The sequence below is a fragment of the Myxococcus sp. MISCRS1 genome, from assembly GCF_026626605.1.
Classification (GTDB): Bacteria; Myxococcota; Myxococcia; order Myxococcales; family Myxococcaceae; genus Myxococcus; species Myxococcus fulvus.
This window is the reverse complement of record NZ_JAPNKB010000001.1, coordinates 7,710,199-7,731,149: the sequence shown is the minus strand read 5'-3', so window position 1 is coordinate 7,731,149 and position 20,951 is coordinate 7,710,199. Positions and strand designations below refer to the sequence as shown.

The 20,951-nt window shown below is 70.3% G+C and carries 14 protein-coding genes and 2 pseudogenes; 10 read left to right on the top strand and 6 right to left on the bottom strand.

Going from position 1 to position 20,951, the window contains the following annotated elements; translation table 11 throughout:
- Positions 1-117 precede the first annotated feature (117 nt).
- The 3 genes and pseudogenes from alaS to OWM54_RS30830 all read left to right on the top strand — a co-directional run.
- Positions 118-2,814 (top strand): alanine--tRNA ligase, encoded by a 2,697-nt coding sequence (gene alaS, locus OWM54_RS30840; RefSeq protein WP_267699804.1) that lies wholly within the window; start codon positions 118-120, stop codon positions 2,812-2,814.
- Positions 2,811-3,476 (top strand): hypothetical protein, encoded by a 666-nt coding sequence (locus OWM54_RS30835; protein WP_267699803.1) that lies wholly within the window; start codon positions 2,811-2,813, stop codon positions 3,474-3,476. The genes alaS and OWM54_RS30835 overlap by 4 nt, the downstream gene beginning before the upstream one ends.
- Positions 3,473-3,769: pseudogene (locus OWM54_RS30830) on the top strand (TIGR02266 family protein); the annotation flags it as partial. The gene OWM54_RS30835 and the pseudogene OWM54_RS30830, both read left to right, overlap by 4 nt.
- A 413-nt stretch (positions 3,770-4,182) precedes the next feature.
- On the opposite strand, the gene OWM54_RS30825 reads toward OWM54_RS30830, so the two are convergent.
- Entirely contained in the window at positions 4,183-6,039 is a 1,857-nt protein-coding gene (locus OWM54_RS30825; protein WP_267701226.1) for a hypothetical protein, read from the bottom strand.
- Positions 6,040-6,223: 184 nt separating this feature from the next.
- On the opposite strand from OWM54_RS30825, the gene OWM54_RS30820 reads away from it, so the two are divergent.
- Together OWM54_RS30820 and OWM54_RS30815 are read left to right on the top strand one after the other, a co-directional pair.
- On the top strand, positions 6,224-7,843 hold the full coding sequence (locus tag OWM54_RS30820; protein ID WP_223748287.1) for an Hsp70 family protein: 1,620 nt from the start codon (positions 6,224-6,226) through the stop codon (positions 7,841-7,843).
- Between the two features lie 121 nt (positions 7,844-7,964).
- The gene (locus tag OWM54_RS30815) at positions 7,965-8,588 is read left to right on the top strand and encodes an outer membrane beta-barrel protein (RefSeq protein ID WP_141329484.1); all 624 of its coding nucleotides are present in this window, start codon (positions 7,965-7,967) and stop codon (positions 8,586-8,588) included.
- Between the two features lie 9 nt (positions 8,589-8,597).
- Here the strand turns inward: OWM54_RS30815 and OWM54_RS30810 are convergent, their stop codons facing one another.
- The gene (locus OWM54_RS30810; protein WP_248541882.1) at positions 8,598-9,941 is read right to left on the bottom strand and encodes a glutamate--cysteine ligase; all 1,344 of its coding nucleotides are present in this window, start codon (positions 9,939-9,941) and stop codon (positions 8,598-8,600) included.
- A 60-nt stretch (positions 9,942-10,001) separates the two neighbouring features.
- Between OWM54_RS30810 and OWM54_RS30805 the strand changes: the two genes are divergently transcribed.
- The 3 genes from OWM54_RS30805 to OWM54_RS30795 all read left to right on the top strand — a co-directional run bounded on the left by OWM54_RS30805 (position 10,002) and on the right by OWM54_RS30795 (position 15,337).
- A complete protein-coding gene (locus OWM54_RS30805) occupies positions 10,002-10,817 on the top strand; it encodes an EI24 domain-containing protein (protein WP_223748104.1) in 816 nt (271 codons plus the stop codon).
- Positions 10,818-11,035: 218 nt separating this feature from the next.
- Positions 11,036-14,275, top strand: a complete 3,240-nt coding sequence (locus OWM54_RS30800; protein ID WP_267699802.1) for an MXAN_5808 family serine peptidase — start codon at positions 11,036-11,038, stop codon at positions 14,273-14,275.
- 174 nt (positions 14,276-14,449) lie between these two features.
- Positions 14,450-15,337: a hypothetical protein gene (locus OWM54_RS30795; protein WP_223748102.1), complete on the top strand. Its 888-nt coding sequence runs from the start codon at positions 14,450-14,452 to the stop codon at positions 15,335-15,337.
- A gap of 9 nt (positions 15,338-15,346) precedes the next feature.
- Here OWM54_RS30795 and OWM54_RS30790 read toward each other — a convergent pair whose 3' ends face one another.
- Complete coding sequence (locus OWM54_RS30790; RefSeq protein WP_267699801.1) at positions 15,347-16,072, bottom strand: glycerophosphodiester phosphodiesterase; 726 nt, start codon at positions 16,070-16,072, stop codon at positions 15,347-15,349.
- A 113-nt stretch (positions 16,073-16,185) separates the two neighbouring features.
- On the opposite strand from OWM54_RS30790, the gene OWM54_RS30785 reads away from it, so the two are divergent.
- The gene (locus OWM54_RS30785) at positions 16,186-16,410 is read left to right on the top strand and encodes a twin-arginine translocase TatA/TatE family subunit (protein ID WP_141329496.1); all 225 of its coding nucleotides are present in this window, start codon (positions 16,186-16,188) and stop codon (positions 16,408-16,410) included.
- 109 nt (positions 16,411-16,519) lie between these two features.
- Here OWM54_RS30785 and OWM54_RS30780 read toward each other — a convergent pair whose 3' ends face one another.
- From OWM54_RS30780 to OWM54_RS30770, 3 genes and pseudogenes are all read right to left on the bottom strand, one after another.
- A complete protein-coding gene (locus OWM54_RS30780; RefSeq protein WP_223748100.1) occupies positions 16,520-17,335 on the bottom strand; it encodes a hypothetical protein in 816 nt (271 codons plus the stop codon).
- Positions 17,336-17,341: 6 nt separating this feature from the next.
- Positions 17,342-18,439: a hypothetical protein gene (locus OWM54_RS30775; RefSeq protein ID WP_267701181.1), complete on the bottom strand. Its 1,098-nt coding sequence runs from the start codon at positions 18,437-18,439 to the stop codon at positions 17,342-17,344.
- A gap of 1,587 nt (positions 18,440-20,026) precedes the next feature.
- A pseudogene (locus tag OWM54_RS30770) lies at positions 20,027-20,125 on the bottom strand (zinc-ribbon domain-containing protein); the annotation flags it as partial.
- A 165-nt stretch (positions 20,126-20,290) separates the two neighbouring features.
- On the opposite strand from OWM54_RS30770, the gene OWM54_RS30765 reads away from it, so the two are divergent.
- On the top strand, positions 20,291-20,950 hold the full coding sequence (locus OWM54_RS30765; RefSeq protein ID WP_141332526.1) for a polyhydroxyalkanoate synthesis regulator DNA-binding domain-containing protein: 660 nt from the start codon (positions 20,291-20,293) through the stop codon (positions 20,948-20,950).
- The last annotated feature ends 1 nt before the right edge of the window (position 20,951 follow it).

Sequence of the window (20,951 nt, the reverse complement as noted above, 5' to 3'; positions counted from 1 at the left end):
CACCGGCCATCCAGGCGGCTCGGGGGTTGTCGGAGTCTCGTCGGTCGGGGCGTCCACCCCTCCATGCACACTCCAAGAACTCCTGCGCGGCCCACTCTTGTGGCATATACCCACACCATGCCTTCCGCCCTGACCGCCTCCGAGATTCGAGAGGCGTTCCTCAAGTTCTTCGAGGAGCGTGGACACCGCCGCGTCCCGTCCTCCTCGCTGGTGCCCGCCAACGACCCGACGCTGCTGTTCACCAACGCGGGCATGGTGCAGTTCAAGGATGTCTTCACGGGCCGCGAGCGCCGTGACTACAGCCGCGCCACGACGTCGCAGAAGTGCGTGCGCGCCGGCGGCAAGCACAACGACCTCGACAACGTGGGCTACACGGCGCGCCACCACACGTTCTTCGAGATGCTCGGCAACTTCTCCTTCGGCGACTACTTCAAGGCAGACGCGATTGCGTACGGCTGGGAGTTCGTGACGAAGACGCTCGGCCTTCCCCCCGCGCGGCTGGCCATCACCGTGTTCAACGGCGAGGGCGGCATCCCGTGGGACGAAGAGGCGTTCGAGCTGTGGGCGAAGCAGGGCGTCGCCCGCGAGCGCATCTACAAGCTCGGCCTGAAGGACAACTTCTGGTCCATGGGAGAGACGGGCCCGTGTGGCCCCTGCTCCGAGATCCACTTCCACCAGGGCGACGACATCCCCTGTGTCGAGGAGGCGGCGGGCAAGAAGTGTCAAGGGGTCGCGTGCGACTGCGACCGGTGGCTCGAAATCTGGAACCTCGTGTTCATGCAGTTCGAGCGCAAGGAGAAGGACGCGCCGCTGATTCCGCTGCCCAAGCCGTCCATCGACACGGGCGCGGGCCTGGAGCGCATCGCCTCCGTCGTGCAGGGCAAGCGCTCCAACTACGACACCGACCTGTTCCAGAGCATCATCGCCAAGGTGGTGGAGGTCTCCGGCAAGCCGTACTCGCAGGAGACGGGCGCTTCCCACCGCGTCATCGCGGACCACAGCCGTACCGCGGCGTTCCTCATCTCCGACGGCGTGCAGCCCTCCAACGAGGGCCGGGGCTACGTCCTGCGCCGCATCATGCGCCGCGCCATCCGCCACGGCACGCTGCTGGGCCTGGACCAGGTGTTCTTCTTCAAGGTCGTGGACCGGGTCATCGAGCTGATGAGTGACGCGTTCCCGGAGCTGCGCGACAGCCGGCCCTTCATCCTCAAGGTCGCCGAGCACGAGGAGGAGAGCTTCCGCCGCACGCTCAACCGCGGCATGAGGATGATCGACGAGAGCGTCGCCCGGCTGAAGCAGTCCGGCGAGAAGCTCATGTCCGGCGCGGACGTGTTCCTGCTGCACGGCACCTACGGCTTCCCGTGGGACTTGACGCAGATCATCCTGCGGGAGCACGGGCTCGACGCGGACCTCCCCGGCTTCGACGCGGAGCTGAAGAAGGAGGCCGAGCGCAACGAGGGCGGCAAGCTCACCAAGGACAAGGCCATCGGCGACGTCTACCTCAAGCTCATCGAGAAGCTGGGGCCGTCGGAGTTCCTGGGCTACGAGGGTGAGGGCCACGAGGGCGAGGGCAGCATCCGCGCGCTGATTCGCGACGGCGTGGAGGCGGTCCAGGCGTCCCAGGGCGACAAGGTGGAGCTGGTGCTGGACCGGACGCCGTTCTACGGCGAGTCCGGCGGACAACTGGGCGACACCGGCGACATCGTGGGCCACGGCGGCAAGGCGAAGGCCAAGGTGCTGGACGCGCAGCGCCCGGTGCAGGGGCTCATCGTCCACACGGTGGAAATCACCGAGGGCACCTTCAAGGTCGGCGACATGGTGCAGGCGGCGGTGGACGTGGAGCGGCGCAAGGCCATCCGCGCGAACCACTCCGCGACGCACCTGCTGCACAAGGCGCTCAAGCTGGTGCTGGGCGAGCACGTGAAGCAGGCGGGCTCCGTCGTGGCGGCGGACTTCCTGCGCTTCGACTTCTCGCACTTCGGTCCGATGACGACCGAGGAGTCGGAGAAGGTCGAGGACCTGGTCAACGGCTGGATTCGCGACAACGCGGCGGCGCAGACGCGCGTCATGACGCTGGAGGACGCGAAGAAGTCCGGCGCGGTGGCGATGTTCGGTGAGAAGTACGGCGAGACGGTGCGCGTCGTCACCGTGCACCCGGAGTCCACCGAGCTTTGCGGCGGCACGCACGTCAAGCGCAGCGGCGACATCAGCCTGTTCAAGATTTCGAGCGAGAGCGGCGTGGCGTCCGGCGTGCGGCGCATCATCGCGCTGACGGGCGTGGGCGCGTTCCAGCACGTGCGCGAGCAGGAGCATGAGCTGCGCAAGGTGGCGGAGCTGCTCAAGACGTCGCCCAAGGACGTCGTCAAGCGCGTGGAGGCGACGCAGAAGCGCGTGAAGGAGCTCGAGCGCAAGGTGGAGGAGGTCTCCGTCAAGGCGCAGACGGCGGGCAGCAAGGACCTGCTGGAGCAGGCGCGCGACGTCAACGGCATGAAGGTGCTGGCCACGCGCGTGGACCCGGCGGACGACAAGGTGTTCCGCGGCATGGCGGACCAGCTCAGGGACCGCATCCAGTCGGGCGTGGTGGCCATCGGTGGTGAGAAGGACGGCCGGGCCATCATCCTCGTCGCGGTGACGAAGGACGTGGTGGCCAAGGGCATCAGCGCGGGTGAGCTGGTCCGGGAGATGGCCAAGGAGGTCGGCGGCAAGGGCGGTGGCAAGCCCGACATGGCGCAGGCCGGTGGACCGGACTCGGCGAAGCTGCCCGCCGCGCTCGACAAGCTGTACGAGCTGGTGAAGGGAGCTGGCGCCGCGTGAGCCCCCGTGTCCGCCTGGCCCTGGTGTCGCTGACGCAGCTCCTGACCGCGGCCCTCCTGTTGGGGGGCTGCACGAAGGAGGAGCCTGCGTCCGGGGCCCTGGGCACGGCGGACGAGCGCACGCTGCAGAAGCTGCGTCAGGAGGTGGACCGGGTGAACCAGGGCGGCCGTCCCACGCCCGGTCCCGAGTCGACTCGGGGAGACCCGAACGCGCAGCTCGCGGGGCTCGCCGCGGGGTTGGACGATGCGGCGCCCCGGCGGCTGGAGCTGCCGGAGTCGAATGCCACGGTGCACGTGGACACGGTGGCGGTGAAGCTCACGGGCCTGGAGTCCTCGCACTCGGTGAAGGGCTCGGGGAAGCTGAGCATGACGACGGAGGAGCTGTTCCTCCGGGTGCAGTTGGTGACGCAGAACGTGGGGCCCGCGCCGGTGACGATGGATTGGGATGCGGCGCGGGTGGTGGGCGCGCGGGAAGCGACGTATGGGATTGCCCGGGATGCGCAGGTGCTCGCGGGGACGCGTCCGCTGCGCCGCACGTGGGCGCTCGAGGAGCGCTCGGACGTCATCCTCATGTTCGAGCTGCCCCCGCCGGCCCTGAAGGAAGGTGACCTCCAGCTGGTCATCCCGGGGACGGGGGGAGAGGTGCGGATCCCCCTGCGATGAGCGGGCTTGTTCCCAAGCTGCTTCCGCTGCGCATCCGTCTTCCGTACGGCACGGAGGAGGAGTTCATCGACAAGTATGGCTCGAACGTGGCGCGCGGCGGCGTGTTCATCGCCACGCGCGCGCTGAAGCCCGAGGGGACGGGGCTCGCGTTCGAGTTCGTGCTGGCGGATGGGAGCCGGCTGTTGCGCGGCGAGGGCGTCGTGGTGAAGGCGCAGGTGGAGTCGGGCGCGGGGCGCTCCGGCATGACGGTGCGCTTCGTGAAGCTGGACGCGGCGAGCAAGGCGCTCGTCGACCGCGTCGTCGCGAGGAAGGGGCCGCCCGAGCCCGCGCCGCATCAACTGGTTCCCGGGTTGGTGCGCAAGGGACGGCCCACGCCGGCACCCGCGGCACCGCCGATGAGTCCCGGGGGCACGAACTCCGAGGCGGCCCGGCCTGGTCCGTCCGAACTGGGTGAGCGGGCGTCGGACGCGGAGGCTGCGCCTCCCGCGCCTGCGTACGAGGCTCCGCGCGATTTCGGTTCGGAGGCGGAGTCGCGGGCCGCTGACGTCGAGGCTCCACGTGATGCGGCCTCGGAAGCCGCGTCACCGTCCGCGGGAGTTGAAGCATCGCGCGCGGAGCCTGAGCATGAGGCCGTGGCCCGGCATGACGAAGGTTCTGGGACAGGGCCCGTCACTTCGGAATCGACGACGGCGGGCACGGCTGACAATCAGGCGGAGCCGGCACACGCGCAGGTGGATGCGAGCACCGCTCCGCCTCCCGATGCATCCGTGGGCGATACCGGGCTCGACTTCGACATCACCGCGAGCCTGTTCGGTCCCGATGACGACGAGCCCGCCGATGCTTCCGGCCCCCCTGGAGCGCGGCCGCTGACGGCGGAGCCGCTGGGGACGACGGCCTCGCCAGAATCGCGGTCGACTCTCACGGCTGAGGCGCTCTTCGGCGACGACTTCGACGCGCGGGACACCCCGCCTTCATCGCCGACCGCGGAGCCCGCTGAGACAGCGGAACCTGCGACGAGTGCCGATTCAGACTTCATCTCGGAAGCACGGTCCGAGTCGACGCAGCGGCCATCGACTCCTGCCTCGACAGCGAGTGATGCGTCTCGCTTCGAGGCCGTGACGGACGGTTCGGAGCCTTCGACGACTTCGTCTACCGGCGTCGAGGCGTCAACGAGCCCCGACGCTGCGGACACGTTGGAGACGGCTCCAACGAGCGATGCCGGGGCCTTCCAGTCAGTCGACCCGACGACCTCTTCGGGGCCCGGAACCAAAGGCGTCACCCTCGCCGTAGCATCCGCATCCACGGGCACGACAGAACCCACTGCGTCGACCCAGACCACCGATTCGGCGGAGTCCAGCACCGCGAATGTCTCCAGTGGCCCAGAAGTGCCCCTCAACACGTCCGTGGCCACGGGCAGCACGACAGAATCCAGTTCGTCGACGCCCAGCCTCACGAACATCACCAGGGCCGACGAGGTGTCCTCCATCACGGGCACGACCGAGTCGGCCTCGTCGACACAGCCCACTGAATCGACCACCGTCGGCGCGGCTGGCGTGCCTGCCACTGAGGGAACGACCGAATCGGCGTCGTCGACACAGCCTGTGTCGAACTTCTTCAATGAACCGGAAGTAACGGCATCTACGAGCACGACCGAGTCGGCCGCGGCAGCGCCGACCACTGCATCGACCAGCATCGGTGCAGCAGACGTGACCGCCACCGCAGGAACGCCTGAGTCGGCTTCGGCAACACAGCCCACTCCATCGACCAGCATCGATGCTGCAGGCGTAACCGCATCGACGGGCTCGCCTGAGTCGGCTTCGACGACACAGCCCACTCCATCGACCAGCATCGATGCTGCAGGCGTAACCGCATCGACGGGCTCGACTGAGTCGGCTTCGACGACACAGCCCACTCCATCGACCAGCATCGATGCTGCAGGCGTAACCGCATCGACAGGCACGACCGCGTCGGCTTCGACGACCCTGCCCACAGCGCCGAGCGGCATCGGTGTGGTAGGCGTGACCACCACCGCGGACACGACCGAGTCGGCTTCGACACTGCCCACAGCGCCGAGCAGCTTCGAGGCAGCAGACGCGACCACCACGGCGACCACGCCTGAGTTGGCCTCGTCGACACAGCCCACTGAATCGACCGGCGTCGGTGCGGAAGGCGTGACGGCATCCACGAGCCCGACCGATTCGACCCCGACAACACAGTCCACGGCATCGAGCAGCGTCGGTGCGGCAGGCGCGACGGCATCCACGGGCACATCCGAGTCAGCCTCGTCGACACAGCCCACTGCGTCGATCAGCGACGGTGCGGCAGACACCGAGGGCACGACCGAGTCAGCTTCGTCGACACAGCCCACTGGATCGACCGGCGCAGGTACCGCAGACGTGACCGCCACGGCTGTCACCACCGAGTCGGCCTCGTCGACACAGTCCACGGCATCGACCAGCGTCGGTGCGGCAGACACTGAGGGCACGACAGATTCGGCCCCGTCGACACAGTCCACTGCCTCAACCAGCGTCGGTACGACAGACGCGACCGCCACCACGGGCACGACAGAACCGGGTCAGTCGGCACACGCCACCGCTGCACCGCCCAACAGTCCCGGTGCCGCAGGTACGTCCGTCACCACCGCCCCCACTCCCGCGACACGTCCCCCCACCGAAGCGCGGACCGCGCCCAGCGACGCCCCGACTCCTCCACAAGATGCCGACACCGCGCGCAATCGCCGCCGCGCGCTGCTCGACGTCCCCGTCTCCGCGCCCACCACCTCCCCCTCGCTCCCCGAGGTCGTCCTCGGCATCGACCTGGGCACCTCTCACGCGCGCGTCGCCGTCTTCCACGACGGCATCGCCCAGCTCGTCCCGCTCCCGGGCACCGACGGCCACGAGCTCCCCGCCCTCGTCGCCGTGGACGGCAACGAAGAGCTGCTCGTCGGCCCCGCCGCTCAGGTCGAGGCCACTCGCGCCCCACGTCGCGCCGCGCCCGGGCTCATGCGACTGCTCGGCCTGCGCGCACGCTCGCCCCGCCTGCGCACCCTTGCCCCACAGCTCCCCTTCCCCGTCGCCGCGGACCCGAGCGGGGATGCCTCCGTGGAGCTCGGGGGACGCCTCGTCGCCCCCACGCTCGTCACCGCGCTACTCCTGCGCGAGCTGAAGCACGCCGCGTCGACGTTCGTCGGCCGCAAGGCCACTCGCGCCGTCATCTGCGCCCCCACCCACTTCACCGACCGACAGCGTGCCGCCCTGCGTGACGCGGCCACCATGGCCGGACTCGATGCCCAGCGCATCCTCACCGCCCCCGCCGCCGCGGCCCTCGCCCACGGTCACGGCAAGGGCCTGGCTCGCAAGCGCGTGCTCGTCGTGGACCTCGGTGGCGGCGGGCTCGGCGTGTGCGTCGTCCAGGTCACCGGCGACGACCTCGAGGTCATCACCACCGGCGGAGACCCCACCGTGGGCGGCCTCGACTTCGACGCCCGCATCGCCGAGGCCCTCGCCAGCGACCTCGCGGCCCAGGGCATCCCCCGCCCCGAGCACCCGCTCGACTGGGGCCCCCTGCGCAGCGCCGCCGAGTCCGCCAAGATGGCCCTCACCGAGAAGGACCAGGTGGACGTCTGCCTGCCCTCGGGAAGCGTCCCCCCGCTCAGCCGCGAGCGCATGGAGGCCCTCACCGCGGACCTCGCCCAGCGCGTGACGTCCGTCGTGCGCGAGGTCCTCGACTCCAACGCCCTCTCGCCTCAGGGACTCGACGCCGTGCTCCTCGTGGGTGGCCAGGGCCGCACGCCCCTCGTCCGCCGCCGCCTGGAGGAGAGCCTCGGCGTCCCCGTGCGCGACGACGTGGACGCGCGCGGCGCCGTGGCCCTGGGCGCGGCCCTGCTCGGCCACGGAATCGTGCTCGCCGAGGGCGGCAAGCCCGCCGCCTCCGTCTCCGAGGTCCTCTCCGCCCCCATCGGCGTCGCCGAGCGCGGAGGCACCCAGCGCCGCGTGCTCGAGCGCACCACGCGACTGCCCGCGGGCAAGACACTCGTCATCCCCGTGCCCGCGCCCGGCCCGCTGGAGCTCGCCCTCTTCCAGGGCACCGCGCCGCTCGTCGCGGAGAACGAATACCTCGGCCGCCTCTCGCTCAACGTCGAGCGCCCGGGTGAGGTGGAGCTGCACTTCGCGCTCACCGCCGACGCCGCCCTGTCCCTCGAGGCCACGCTGCCAGGCGTGCGCCGCCAGCCTGTCTCCCTCGCCCTGGAGGACCTGGACGACGCGGGGCGCGAGGCGCTCGTCGCCCGCTCGCCGCTGGTGGGCGAGCCCGAGGCGCGTCCCAGTGGCCTGCTCTCCGGGCTGAAGAAGCTCTTCGGCCGCCGCTGAGCGCCCCTTCGTCCGGCTCCTGTCGGACCTTCCGAACCACCGCCGCTCCAGTGGCCTCTCTCTGTAGCCGACTCAACGGATGCCCAGCTTTCCGCTGACCGGATTTACGAGGAGGTAGTCGATGCGACGTTCGATGGTGGGAGGAGTCGCCGTGGCGACCGTGGCGCTGGCGAGCCCCGCGTTCGCGATTGAGGCCCAGAAGGTGGCGGGGGCCCTGGACGTGAGGCAGCAGCCCGAGGTCGGCCTCGACGTGCGATTGGGCCTGGGCAGCTTCACGGGGGACCTGGGCGAAGACGTGGGCGTGGGCCCCCTCTTCAGCATCAACGCCGACGCCCAGGCCTGGAAGTATGTGGGAATCGAAGTCGGCTACGAGCTGCAGCGCATGCCCGTCGACTCGCGGCGCATCGACGATGAGGACGCGGGCCTGTGGCGCAACAACCTGGGGCTGATGGCCAAGGCGGGCCCGCTCATCGACGAGAAGTGGCGGCCCTTCGTCGGCGCTGGCGTGGGCCTGAGCTACGTCGACCCCTCCGATGGCGCCGATGGCGTCTACGACAGCGACTGGATGACCGAGCTCCCGCTCGCCGCCGGCGTGGACTACCGCCTGGGCAGCGTCCTCTTCGCGGGCGCCCGGGCCACCTACCGCCTGCTGGGCGGCGAGAACATGGTGGACCGCCCCGGCACCACCAGCGCCGCCAAGGGCAGCCTCTTCAACGCCAACCTCACCCTGGGCGGCCGCTTCTAGCCCGTCCGCTCACACCGTGCGCAGCGCGAGCACCGTCTCGGGGCGTGGGTCCTTCTCCCACGCCTCGAGCAACTCCGCCGCTGGAGAGCGCTTGGACGCGGCGACCTCCGCGAGCGGCTCCAGCAGCGGCGCATCCGCCGCGTCCAGCCGATTCAGGCCCCGCCGGGCGATGCCCACCATCTCCTCCGCGAGCCGGTACAGCTCGCGCGCGCCCAGCCGCCCCGCCAGGCCCTCGCGCCGGGCCGTGTCGTGGAAGGCCAGGTGCTCCACGTACGTGAGCCTGGGCAACAGCCGCTCCGCCTCGTCCAGCGCCGTGGCGTCGTACAGGATGCCGCGCCACAGGGCCGCCAGCGCGCCCGTCATCGCAGGGTTGCAGCAGTCCGCGCCACGCACCTCGACGACCTTCTTCAGCCGCACCTCCGGGAAGAGCGTGGAGAGGTGGTCCGTCCAGTCCGCCAGGTCCGGCGGCTTGCCCTCGAAGCCCTGCTCCATCAACTGTCGGAAGGTGAGCTTCGGGTGCAGGTACTGCCCCTGGCGGCGCAGGAAGAGCAGCGGCGCGTCCAGCGCCCACTCCACATAGGCCCGGTAGGAGAAGGAGCCGTCGAAGAACGCCGGCAGGTAGCCGCAGCGCGTCGGGTCCACCTCATCCCAGACGCGGTTGCGGAAGGACAGATAGCCGGAGGGCCTTCCGTCCACGAGCGGGCTGTTGGCGTACAGCGCGTTCATGATGGGGGACAGCCGGGCCACCACCACCGTCTTGCGGACACAGTCCGCCTCATCCTTCCAGTCGAGCGACACCTGTCCGGTGGCGGTCATCAACATCATGTTCAGCGCCAGCCGGCCGCGCTCCGGCAGGGTGCGCCGCATCACCAGGTAGCGGCTCTTGGGCATCCACGGCTGGGTGAACGTGGTCCCCGTGGGCCGGTAGCCCAGGGTGACGAGCCGCAGCCCCAATTCCCCCGCCGCCGCCTTCACCTGCTTGAGGTGGGCCAGGTTCTCCGCGTGCGCCTCGCGCGCGGTGTGGAAGGGGCTGCCGGACAGCTCGAACTGGCCGCCGGGCTCCAGGGAGATGGTGGCCTCGCCGCGCTCGCGCTGCAGGGCGATGACGGGGGAGTCGGGCGTCTCCCGGAACGGGACGTAGCCGTCGGGGGCCAGCCGGTTCAGGAGCGCGCCCACCCCGGAGTCACCCTCGTAGGGGACCGGCTCGGACGAGCCCACGGGGTAGAGGAGCTTCTCGTGCTCGAGCCCCAGGCGCAGCTCGCCCTGGGGTTTCTCGGCGGCGCGAAATCCCGACACCAGCATATCGACGGAGGTGATGGGCTCGGAGGCGGCTCGCTTGAGGTCGAGTGACATGGGCGCGCCCTATATAACGGGGACCTCCGGACCCGCTGTCGATTCGCGCACTGGCCCGCCATGAGCCCTCCCTCTCCCATCCCCACTGTGTCCCCCCAGCCGCGCCTGTCCGATTTCTTCCAGGGCCTGGGACTGCTCGGCCGAGCCGCGGGCCTCATCCTGCGCTCCCGCCGCCTCTTCGCCCTGTCCGCCCTGTGCGCCGTCGTCACCGCCATCGCCCTGGTGGGCCTGGCGTGGCTGCTGTACCACTACGCCCCCCTGGCCCTGGGCTCCGTCTGGACCCAGCCCGAGTCCTGGTACGGCCGGGGCGCCTGGTACACGGTGCTGGTGCTCGCGGGGCTGGTGCTCTGGGTGGTGGGCGCCAACATCGTCCCGCCCCTGCTGCTCGCGCCCCTGCAGGACCCGCTGTCGGAGGCCACCGAGGCCCTCTGTGGAGGAAACGACGGCCCGCCCTTCACCCTGGCCGGCTTCGTGCGGGGCATCACCACGGGCCTGTTGCACACGCTCGCCCGGCTCTTCTTCCTGCTCGCCGGGCTGACGCTCCTGCTACCCCTGCACCTCATCCCCGGGGTGGGCAGCGTGCTGTGGACGGTGCTGGGGGCCCTGTGGACCATGACCTGGATGGCGGGCGAGTTCCTGGCCGCCCCCATGACGCGCCACCTGTACCCCTTCGCCGAGGTGCGCCGGATGCTCCGCCAGCGCCGCGCCCTCTGCCTGGGCCTGGGGGCGGGCGTCTACCTCCTGCTCTGGGTGCCGATCCTCAATACGTTCTTCCTCCCGGTGGCCATCGTCGCGGGCACCCTCCTCTACCGGGGGTTCCTGAAGGCGGGCCTCCTGCCGCCCCCTCCCGGGGCCAGCCGGGGGGCGCTGCCCTGAAATAAACGCCTCCACCGGCTGTCGGAGCCAGCAGGGCGGGAACGCAGTGCCCGCCAGGGACGTTCTGCCTCTTCAGCGGAGAGTCGACGCCTTGAAGCACCAGAAAGCCGTGATTAGGCTTGCCCGGCCGCTTCAATGCCCAGCTACCGTTTCAAGGGTTCGGATTTTCTAGGCATTTCACGTCACACCCCGGAGTGCCGCACGGTGCTCCAGCTTGGATGAATCACATGCCGCGTTTTCTCCGCCGCATCTCCGCCGTAGCCGTGCTCCTCGGAGCATGGGCCCTCGTGGGCAGCCATCGCGCGCCGATACCGCTGATGATGGGCGCGGCGGAGGCCGGGCAGGGGCAGGGCACCTGGGACGGCAGCCTGCCCTCCGCCAAGGGCGAGAAGGCGCCGCATGACCTCAACAGCCTTCGCGTGCTGACCAAGGTCATCCTCTACGTGAAGGAGAACTACGTCGACCCCAAGCGCATCAAGCCGAAGGAGATGATGATCTCCTCGCTCGAGTACGTGGAGAAGAGCGTCCCGGACGTGCTGGTGGACGGCAACCCGGAGACGGGCAAGCTGGCGGTCAACGTCAACGGCAAGTCGCGCGAGTTCGACATCGCGCACGTCGACTCGCTGTGGAAGATGTCGTTCGCGCTCAAGGACGTCTTCGACTTCCTGTCGAAGAACATGCGCCCCATCGAGGACACGCGCGACATCGAGTACGCGGCCGTCAACGGCATGCTGTCGACCCTGGACCCGCACTCGGTGCTGCTGCGCCCGGAGCTGTACCGGGAGATGAAGCTGTCCACCAAGGGCGAGTTCGGCGGCCTGGGCTTCGTCATCCAGATGCGCGAGGGCAACCTCACCGTCGTCAAGGTGCTGCCCAAGACGCCCGCGCACCGCGCCGGCATCCAGAAGGATGACCGCATCAAGAAGATTGGCGAGGAGTCCACCGTCAACATGGACCTCAACGAGGCCGTGTCCAAGCTGCGCGGCCCGGTGGACAGCCGCATCACCATCACCGTGGAGCGCGACGGCTGGGAGAAGCCGCGCGTGATGACGGTGGCGCGCGCCATGATTTCCATCGAGAGCGTGCAGCACAAGATGCTCTCCGGGAACGTCGGCTACATCCGGCTGAAGAACTTCCAGGGCAACACCACGCGCGACCTGGAGGCGGCGCTGGGCGAGCTGCGCAAGCAGGCGGACACCAAGGGCGGCTTCAAGGGCCTGGTGCTGGATTTGCGCGGCAACCCGGGCGGGCTCCTGGAGCAGGCCATCCAGGTGTCGGACACGTTCCTGTCGAGCGGCACCATCGTCGCGACGGTGGGCCTGTCGGACAAGCTGCGCGAGGAGAAGCGCGCGCGTCCCACGGAGGGCGAGGACGCCTACCCCATCGCGGTGCTGGTGAACGCGGGCAGCGCGTCGGCGTCCGAAATCGTGGCGGGCGCGCTCAAGAACCTGAACCGCGGCGTCATCATCGGCCGGCAGACGTTCGGCAAGGGCAGCGTGCAGGTGCTGTACGACTTCCCGGACGACAGCGCGCTGAAGCTGACCATCGCGAAGTACCTGACGCCCGGCGACGTCTCCATCCAGGAGGTCGGCATCGTCCCGGACATCCAACTGGTGCCCACCCGCGTCACCGACGAGCGCGTGGACGTGTTCGCGTCGCGCCGCTCCATGGGCGAGGCGGACCTGGACCAGCACTTCGGCAACCCGGACTCCACCACCGTCGCCAAGAAGCGCGAGGACGTGCTGGACCGCGAGAAGCCGCGCGAGAGCCTCAAGTACCTGAAGGTGGACCCCAAGCAGCAGGAGAAGCTGGCCGCCGCCGCCAAGGAGGAGCCCAAGCCCAAGGCCGCCGCCACCGAGAAGGTGGACAAGAAGCCCCACGGCGAGAACGACCCGCTGCTCGACGTGGCGGGCCAGGGCGAGGACCTGGACGACCAGCTCGACGCGGAGTCCCAGGATGAGATCAAGGAGGACTTCGAGGTGCAGTTCGCGCGCGACTACGTGCTGCGCGCGCCGGCCACCACCCGCCAGAAGATGCTGGAGCAGGGCAAGTCCTTCATCGAGCAGAAGCGCCGCGAGGAGGAGACGCGCATCAACAACGCCATCGCCGCGCTGGGGGTGGACTGGAGCGCCGGTCCCACGCCGAAGAACGTGCAGCTGACCGGCACGCTGACGCCGTCCCCGGACGCGAAGATCATGGCCGGCGAGCTGCTGGAGATGGTGGTGACGGCGGAGAACAAGGGCGGCGAGCCGCTCAAGCGCGTTCGCGCCTGGACCGAGAGCGACAACGCGTTCCTGGACCGCCGCGAGTTCATCTTCGGCGCGCTCAACCCGGGCGAGAAGAAGTCCTGGAAGGTGAAGGTGCGCCTGCCCAAGGACCTGACCAGCCGCCGCGACGACGTGACGGTGCGCTTCTTCGACGACCAGGGCGCGCTGCCGGAGACGCGCGTGTCGGAGCTGAACTTCGCCGAGCTGCCGCGTCCGTCCTTCGCGTTCAACTGGCAGGTCATCGACGACTGCGCCGCCTGCAACGGCGACGGCGTGGTGCAGCGCGGTGAGTCGGTGGCGGTGCTGCTGGACGTGACGAACGTGGGTCCGGGCACGGCGCTGGACTCGTTCACGCAGATCAAGAACGGCGGCGACGCGAACATCTTCATCGAGAAGGGCCGCTTCAAACTCGGCGAGCTGAAGTCGGGTGAGACGAAGTCCGCGCGCTTCCAGGTGGAGGTGAAGAAGGGCTACAAGGGCGACACCTTCCCGCTGAAGCTGGCCATCATCGACGAGCCCCTCGAGGAGTTCGTGATGGAGAAGATGGAGCTGCCGGTGAAGGACGCGGCGGTGGCCACGATGGAGCCCAAGAAGGGCTCGGTGCGCATCGCGGAGAAGGTGGAGCTGTTCGGCTCGCCGGTGGAGAACGCCCGCCCGGTGGCGAAGCTGAACGCCGCCGCGGTGCTGCCGGTGGAGGCCTCGACGAAGGGCTTCCTGCGCGTGGAGCTGGAGAAGAACCGCTTCGCCTTCGTGCGCACCCAGGATGCTCGCGAGGTGAAGGCCGGCAAGCCCGTGGCGCCCAAGATGGCCTGGACGACGACGCGCCGTCCGCCGGACATCAAGCTGGACGCGGACCCGTCCCAGGGCGGCCTGGTGGCCAACGGGGAGAAGTTCACCCTGTCCGGCGTGGTGACGGACCCCAACGGCCTGTTGGACGTCTACGTGCTGGTGAATGACCAGAAGGTCTTCTTCAAGGGCGTGGACCCGGCCAAGGGCGAGCCCAACACGTTGAAGTTCTCCACCGAGTTCACGCTCAAGGAGGGCAACAACAACGTGCTGGTGGTGGCGCGCGAGAGCACCGACTTCGCCAGCCGCCGCACCCTGGTCATCCGCCGCCGTCCGGCGGAGGTCGCCCAGACGGTGCCCGCGCCGGGTCAGCCGGCCGGGACGGTGAAGCCTCGGCAGCAGTAGTCCTCCGGCCCACGGGCCGGACGCAGCCTTCCGGGCGGTCCGTTCCGCCAGTCCTCCTCACGGAGACTGGCGGGAGGGGCCGCCCGTTTTGTTGACGCTCCTCGCGAGCAGGCGTTAGCGTCCGACGCCGTGGGGCGCCCCCGGCCGGCGGGTGCTCGGGAGGCGGTGACTCGAATGCGGACGTTCAGTCGGTGGCTCGCCCTGGCGGCGTGTGTCTCGGGAGCGACCGCGTACGCGGACCAGAACGACCTGCGCATCTCCGAGTTCGGGGACCCGACGACGGCGAACTCCTCCGCCAACGCGGACTTCCAGGCCTTCGCGCGCATCATGGGCGCCGCCATCACCTCGGCGAACCTGATGCCGCCGGAGACGACGGGGCACTCGGCCTGGGCCATCAACGCGGAGCTGTCCGTGGTGTCGCTTCCGGACAGCGTGCGCATCCCCACCGAGAACCCGGAGCAGCCCTCCACGGTGCTCATCCCCTCCTTCCACGTGCGCAAGGGCCTGCCCTTCTCGCTGGAGCTGGGTGGGCGCGTGGGCTGGGTGGAGAAGAGCAGCCAGGTGGTGGCCACCGGCGAGGTGAAGTGGGCCGTCAACGAGGGCTTCACGTGGCTGCCGGACGTGGGCGTGCGCGGCCACGTCACCAAGCTGTTCGGCACCAGGGACTTGAGCCTCACGGTGATGGGCCTGGACCTGGGCGTGGGCAAGCAGTTCCCCCTGGGCGGCATGGTGACGCTGACGCCCTACGGCGGTCTGGACCTGGGCTTCGTGGGCGCCACCAGCAGCCGCATCGACTTCCAGCCGAACCGCTCCTACGAGGACTCCACCGGGAACGACTCACGCGCGGCGCTGGAGGGTACGGCGCCGTACCGGAAGGTGTCCTTCGGCGACAACGTGAACCAGCGCTTCTACGGCGGCGTGCGCTTCATCGGCGGCGTGCTGCAGCTGGGCGCGGAGCTGTCGATCACCCGCACGGGCAGCGTCGAGGACCCGGGCGCGAGCGAGGACCGGGGCCTGCCGGGTGTCTTCGCGTTCAGCACCACGCTGGGCCTGGACTTCTGAGCGGCGCCCTCAGGCCGCGGCACGCAGGGCTTCACGCACCGCGCCCGGCCTGTTGGTGATGAGGTAGCTGACGCCCATGCGCTCGAGCTCGCTCGCGCGTGCGGCGTCATCCACGGTCCACGCGGCCACGCGCAGCCCCGCGGCGCGCCAGGTGGCCACCCGCTCCGGCGTGCAGTCCACGTGGTACGGGTGCACCGAGTGCGACGACACCAGCGGGCTCACCGCGTAGGCCTGCACGCCCCAGCGCCGGTCCGGGTCGATGAGGTAACCCCGGCGCAGCTCGGGCGCGGCGTCGAGCAGCCGGAAGAGGCACAGCGGGTTGAAGCTGGAGATGACCACGCGCTCGGCCATGTCCAGGTCGCGCACGAGCCGGGCCACCTTGCGCGCCAGGCCGTCGTCATCGAAGCGCTCGCACTTGAGCTCGATGTTGACGATGAACTGTGGGGGCAGTGACAGCAGCACCTCCTCCAGCAGGGGAATGCGGGCCGGAGCGAAGCCGAGGGGTGAGCCCACGTCGGCCTTCTGGAGCTTCCACCAGGGGGTGGTGCGCACCTCCCAGGGCAGGCGGGCCAGGCGCTCCAGGCGCTCGTCGTGACAGACGACGACCTCGCCCGAGCCGCACACCATGGCGTCCAGCTCCACGCCGTCGGCGCCCTGACGGGCGGCCTCGGTGAAGGCTTCCAGGGTGTTCTCGGGGGCGTCGGCGGAGGCGCCTCGGTGGGCAAGCAGGAGCATGGGCGCAGTGTGCGACGGAAGCGGCCAGCGCGTGCAGCCGAAGTGCGGGCAGGCGTCCACGGCTGGACGCGCGGCTTGCCTCCCCCGCCCCTTTGCTGCACTGTGCCCTCATCATGGGCCTCGGCCTCGGAGAATTCATCGTCCTCGGCTTCATCCTGCTGGTGGTCTTCTCGGCCGCCCGGATGGGTCAGCTCGGCAACGCGGTGGGCAAGTTCGTCTACTCGTTCCGCAAGGCGTCCAAGGGCGAGGACCTCATCGACGCCAAGTCGCTGCCGTCCTCACGTCGGGGCTCCACCGACGCCGAGTACACCGAGCAGGACGCCCCGCGCCGCCGCTAGGTCGGCCGCCCCTCCCCGCTGCTTCTCGACTGTCCGCGCGTGCCCGCGCCGTCGTGTCCAACGTGGGTTTCCGGCGCTCGGGGCCTCGTGAAGAGGAAGGCGCCTCGATTCAGTCCGGACCGTGGTGCCCGATGCGAGTTCCGGGGACTTCCGTCGCGCGAGGGCTCGCGGGGCGGAGGGACTCGGGGCCCTCGGCCAGGAGCCGGGAGGCCTGCTCGCGCAGCGAGGCGTGCACGGCGTTGTCCGAGATGAGCTCGCGCAGGTCCCCCGTGTTGAGCAGCGGGACGATTTTCGCGCCCACCTCGGGAGGCAGGTACGGGTTGAAGACGAGCGCCCGGCGCACCGCGTGGCGCACGGACCAGCGCGGGGACCTCCAGATTTCGAGCAGCGGCTCGGGACGCGCGGGACGGCGCGCGGCCACGCGCACCACCAGCTCCTCGGTGAGGCGGGGGTTGATGAGGACGTTGCGCAGGACGGAGGGGTTGCTCACCGTGGCCAGTCGCGACAGCGTGTCCGGGTCCCGGGTGAGCCGGGCCTGCTGCTTGAGGTGCCCGAGCGACTGCGAGAAGGCGTTGGCGTCCGCGCGCGCCGCGGCATCGGGGTTCATCTCGCGCTTCGCGGGGCCCTGGGCGAACAGGTCCGCCACGGTGTCGAGCGACTGCACATGCGCGAGCCTGCGCAGCGCGCCCACGTGGGGGATGTGCTCGGCCTCCTGCGCGAGCGCGGCCATGAAGTCGGACAGCACGCAGGTGGCGGGCTCCCAGCCCTGACGGGCCAGGGAGATGAGGTGCCCTACCAGTTCATTCGCGTCGAGCGGGTCTCCGCGCGACAGCTCCCTCGCGGCCGCCTTGCGACGCACCGACGCACCGCCTCCGAGCGCGTGGAGGAATCGGGCGACGTTGCGAGCTTCCTCCAGCGAGGGCATGGCGGCTCACTCCGTGGGCTTGGCCTGGGCCGGCGCGGAGGGCTCGGCGGGAGGAGGAGTGGCCGCGGCGGGCGCGGGGACGGCCTCCACCGTGACTTCGAGGCGGAAGCCATCGAGGGCGGCTGGGTACTCGTGGAAGACGAGCAGGAAGGGCGCCCTGGCGCCGGGGGCCACGGAGACGGCGGAGGAGTCCATGCGTTGGCGCAGGGCCTGGGCCGACTCGGTGTTGCTCACCGCGAAGAGTTCCTCGGGCGTGGCCACCGAGCCCGCGAGGCCCTCGACGGAGCGCACGCGCTGGTTCCCATCGAAGAGGGCGCCGCGCACGCGCAGGTGCGTCGCCGAGCCGGTGCGGTTCTCCGCGTCCCCTCGGATGAAGAAGAGCGGCTTGCCGGACTGCGTCTCGTACAGGCCATTGGACACGTCGAGAGCCACCAGCGGCGTGGGCGCGGGGACGACGAGTGAGCGCAGGCGCTCGGGAGAGAGGACGGAGAAGTCCACCCGGCCCTCGTGCAGGTAGACCCAGCCCAGCGCGCCCAGACCCACCACGAGGGCGGCGGCGACCACCAGGTTGACGAACAGGGCCGTCACCTTGCGCGCGCGACTGGGCGGGCGGGCCTGGGGGATTCCGACGTCCTCGGGCCGGGCCGTGGGCTTGGCCACGGACACCACGGGCGCGGCGGACATGCTCGGGTCCAGCTCCAGCACCTCGCGCTGCCCCACCCCGCTCCCCACGCGTCCCAGGGTGACGCCTCCACCCTGGCCCGCGTCCACGGGAGGCACGTCGTCCAGGAGCGAGCCCAACGAACCGCCGTGCGAGCCATCGTGGTCGAGAGCGCCTGGTGACACGTCACCGAACAGCGCCGCGCGCCCGGTGTCCGAGGCCTCGAGTCCCGCGTGCTCGCCGAAGGCCTCGCCACCGTCCGAGTTCAGGTCGAACAGGTCCTGCGCGCCGGGAGGCGACGAAGGGGGATGTCCCGGTGACGCGGCGGTGGGCGAATGGCCAGGGTGCGTCGCGTCACCCAGGTCGAGGGAAGCAAACGGGTCCGCGGCCGAGGGAGGACGCCCCGGGAGCGTCGCGTCGCTCGGGGCGAGGAAGGGGTCCACGGGAGCAGCAGGTGGACGGCTCGGCTGCGTCGCATCGCGCGGGTTGAGCGGCGCGCCGCCTCCACGAACAGCCGAGGCGGGAGGCTGCCCGGCCTGCGTCGCATCATTCGGATTGAGTGGCGCGGCTCCCCCGCGAGCAGCCGAGGCGGGAGGCCGTCCGGCCTGCGTCGCATCACTCGAGTTGAGCGGCGCGGCGCCTCCACGAGCAGCCGCAGCGGGGGAACGTCCCGCCTGCGCAGCGTCATTCGGATTGAGCGGCGCGCCTCCTGCGCGAGCGGGCGCCGAAGGCGGACGCCCGGCCTGCGTCGCTTCGTTCGGAGCCAGGGCCGCGAAGAGCTCCACGCGACCAGGAGCAGCAGGCGGACGACCCGACTGCGTCGCGTCGCTCGAGTCAAGGGCCGCGAACGGGTCCGGCGGCTGCCCCGCCTGCGTCGCATCACCCAGGTCGAGCGAAGCGAACGGGTCCGCCGGAGAAGCCGGAGGTCGACCCGCCTGCGTTACATCCAGGTCGAGCGAGGCGAACGGATCCGACGGTGGAGCCGGAGGACGCCCCGGAAGCGTCGCATCCTCGGGCGCCGCGAACGGCGAGGCACCCGCCGCCCCATGCGCGGGGGGCCGCCCTGCCGCTGGCGCACCAGCACGCGGGGCGCCAGGTGCCCCCGCCTGAGGAGCCCGAGGAGGCGGCTGCCCCGTCACGCCACGAGGAGCAGCGTTCTGCCCCGCCACCGGAGCACTCGCCGGAGCGAACGGAGGCGGCGCCGACATCGTCGTGTCGTCGATGTCGATGGACGCGAACGGGTCATCCTCGGCCGCGGGAGGAGCGGCGGTCCGAGGCGCAGGCAGCGCGTCATCGATGTCGATGGACGCGAACGGATCCGCATCGACCGGAGGAGCGGGAGGCTTCGCGCCAGGCCCCACGGGCGCAGGCAACGCACCGAACGGATCCGCCCCACCCACCGCCCCAACGGGCGCGGCGAGGAAATCAGCGAACGGGTCCGCGCCTCGCGACGCGGCGCTTCCCGCCCCGGGAGGCGGAGGCGGCGCGGTGCGGGCTGGCGCCCCCCGAGGCGCCGCGACGCCCGGAGGCTGCCGGGACGCGATTCCGGGCAGGGGCACGGGCCCCGATTGCCGCGATGCGGCGGCCTCATCGACCGGCGGAGGCACCGCGCCACCGTACAAGCCCGAGGAAGTGTCGACTGGCGGACGAACGGGCTGCGCGGCCCCGGGCAGTGGAACCGCGCCAGCGTTGCGCACCGCGGCGACGCCAGGAGCCCCGGCCACGGGAGGGCCCGAGGACTGCGCCGGCGGCAGCGGGATGGGACCCACGCGGGTGGGCTCGCGGAAGACGCCGTCCTCCGTGTCGAGGTCCCCATCCATGCTGTTCCACGAGCCGCCCCCAGGGGGGCCCGCGGGGGCTGTTCGCGTCGCCGCGACGCCCTGGGCGAAGAAGCCGGGCCGCGTGATTTCAACGCCTTTGGGGTCGGCAGCGGCCCCGAAGGCGGCGAAGGGGTCGGCCTGCCCGGCCGACGAGGAAGGCGAGGACGCACCGGCATCCTCCCCGCCTGATTCACGGGTGACGCGGAACGTGTTCTGACATTTGGTGCAGCGGACCTTGACCCCCTTCTCGGTCACCTTCTCGTCGGGGATCTTGAACCGCGTCTGGCACCGCGCGCACTTGACGATCATTCAGCAGGCCTGGGGCAGGCACGAGTATAGAGGCACCGGGCGGGTCCGGCGAGACGGGTTCTCGCTGCTTGCTCGCCTCCAACCCCTCTGGTACGAGGTTCGCCCCTGCGAGACTCAGGCATGGAAGCTGGCTTGGAGTCGAGCCCAAAAGGGGCGGAGAAACCGATGAGCGAGGCCGAGCAAGCAGGCGCTCCCAGCAGCAAGGAGCCGAAGATCATCAAGCGGTACACGAACCGGAAGCTCTACGACACCGTGGAGAGCCGGTACGTCACCCTCGATGAGATCGCCGCGATGATCAAGGAGGGCACCGAGGTGCGGATTGTCGACAACCGCACGAAAGAAGACCTGACCTCGGTCACCCTCGCGCAAATCATCTTCGAGGAGGAGAAGAAGAAGAACCAGATGCCGCTGTCGGTGCTGCGGGAGATCATCCGCCACCCCGGCGAGTCCATCTCGGGCTTCATCCAGAAGGAGGTCAGCCCTCGCGTCGCCTCCATCCGCGAGGAGGCCGAGTCCCGCCTCGACAAGCTCCTGCGCCGCGAAGAGGCCGTGAAGGCCGGCCTGGAGGTTCCTCCCGAGGAGCCCCAGCAGGCCGCGGACGCCAACCTGCCCGCCGGTGGCCTGTCCCCCGCCGACCTGCTCAAGGCCAGCCAGCGTGCCTTCGAGGACTGGCAGAAGAAGATCGACGAGCGCGTGAAGCACGTCGTCGAGAACCTCACCGGCAACCTCCCCGCCCTGGGCCGCGACATGCAGTCGCTCACCCAGCGCCTCGAGGAGCTGGAGAAGAAGCTCGAGCAGCTCGAGCAGTCCAAGAAGTCCGAGTAGC

What these genes read in the sequence shown, in the direction of transcription:
- alaS (WP_267699804.1), top strand. Translation starts at nt 118, where the DNA reads ATGCCTTCCGCCCTGACCGCCTCCGAGATTCGAGAGGCGTTCCTCAAG.
- OWM54_RS30815 (WP_141329484.1), top strand. Translation starts at nt 7,965, where the DNA reads ATGCGACGTTCGATGGTGGGAGGAGTCGCCGTGGCGACCGTGGCGCTG.
- OWM54_RS30810 (WP_248541882.1), bottom strand. Translation starts at nt 9,941, where the DNA reads ATGTCACTCGACCTCAAGCGAGCCGCCTCCGAGCCCATCACCTCCGTC.
- OWM54_RS30805 (WP_223748104.1), top strand. Translation starts at nt 10,002, where the DNA reads ATGAGCCCTCCCTCTCCCATCCCCACTGTGTCCCCCCAGCCGCGCCTG.
- OWM54_RS30800 (WP_267699802.1), top strand. Translation starts at nt 11,036, where the DNA reads ATGAATCACATGCCGCGTTTTCTCCGCCGCATCTCCGCCGTAGCCGTG.
- OWM54_RS30795 (WP_223748102.1), top strand. Translation starts at nt 14,450, where the DNA reads ATGCGGACGTTCAGTCGGTGGCTCGCCCTGGCGGCGTGTGTCTCGGGA.
- OWM54_RS30790 (WP_267699801.1), bottom strand. Translation starts at nt 16,072, where the DNA reads ATGCTCCTGCTTGCCCACCGAGGCGCCTCCGCCGACGCCCCCGAGAAC.
- OWM54_RS30785 (WP_141329496.1), top strand. Translation starts at nt 16,186, where the DNA reads ATGGGCCTCGGCCTCGGAGAATTCATCGTCCTCGGCTTCATCCTGCTG.
- OWM54_RS30780 (WP_223748100.1), bottom strand. Translation starts at nt 17,335, where the DNA reads ATGCCCTCGCTGGAGGAAGCTCGCAACGTCGCCCGATTCCTCCACGCG.
- OWM54_RS30765 (WP_141332526.1), top strand. Translation starts at nt 20,291, where the DNA reads ATGAGCGAGGCCGAGCAAGCAGGCGCTCCCAGCAGCAAGGAGCCGAAG.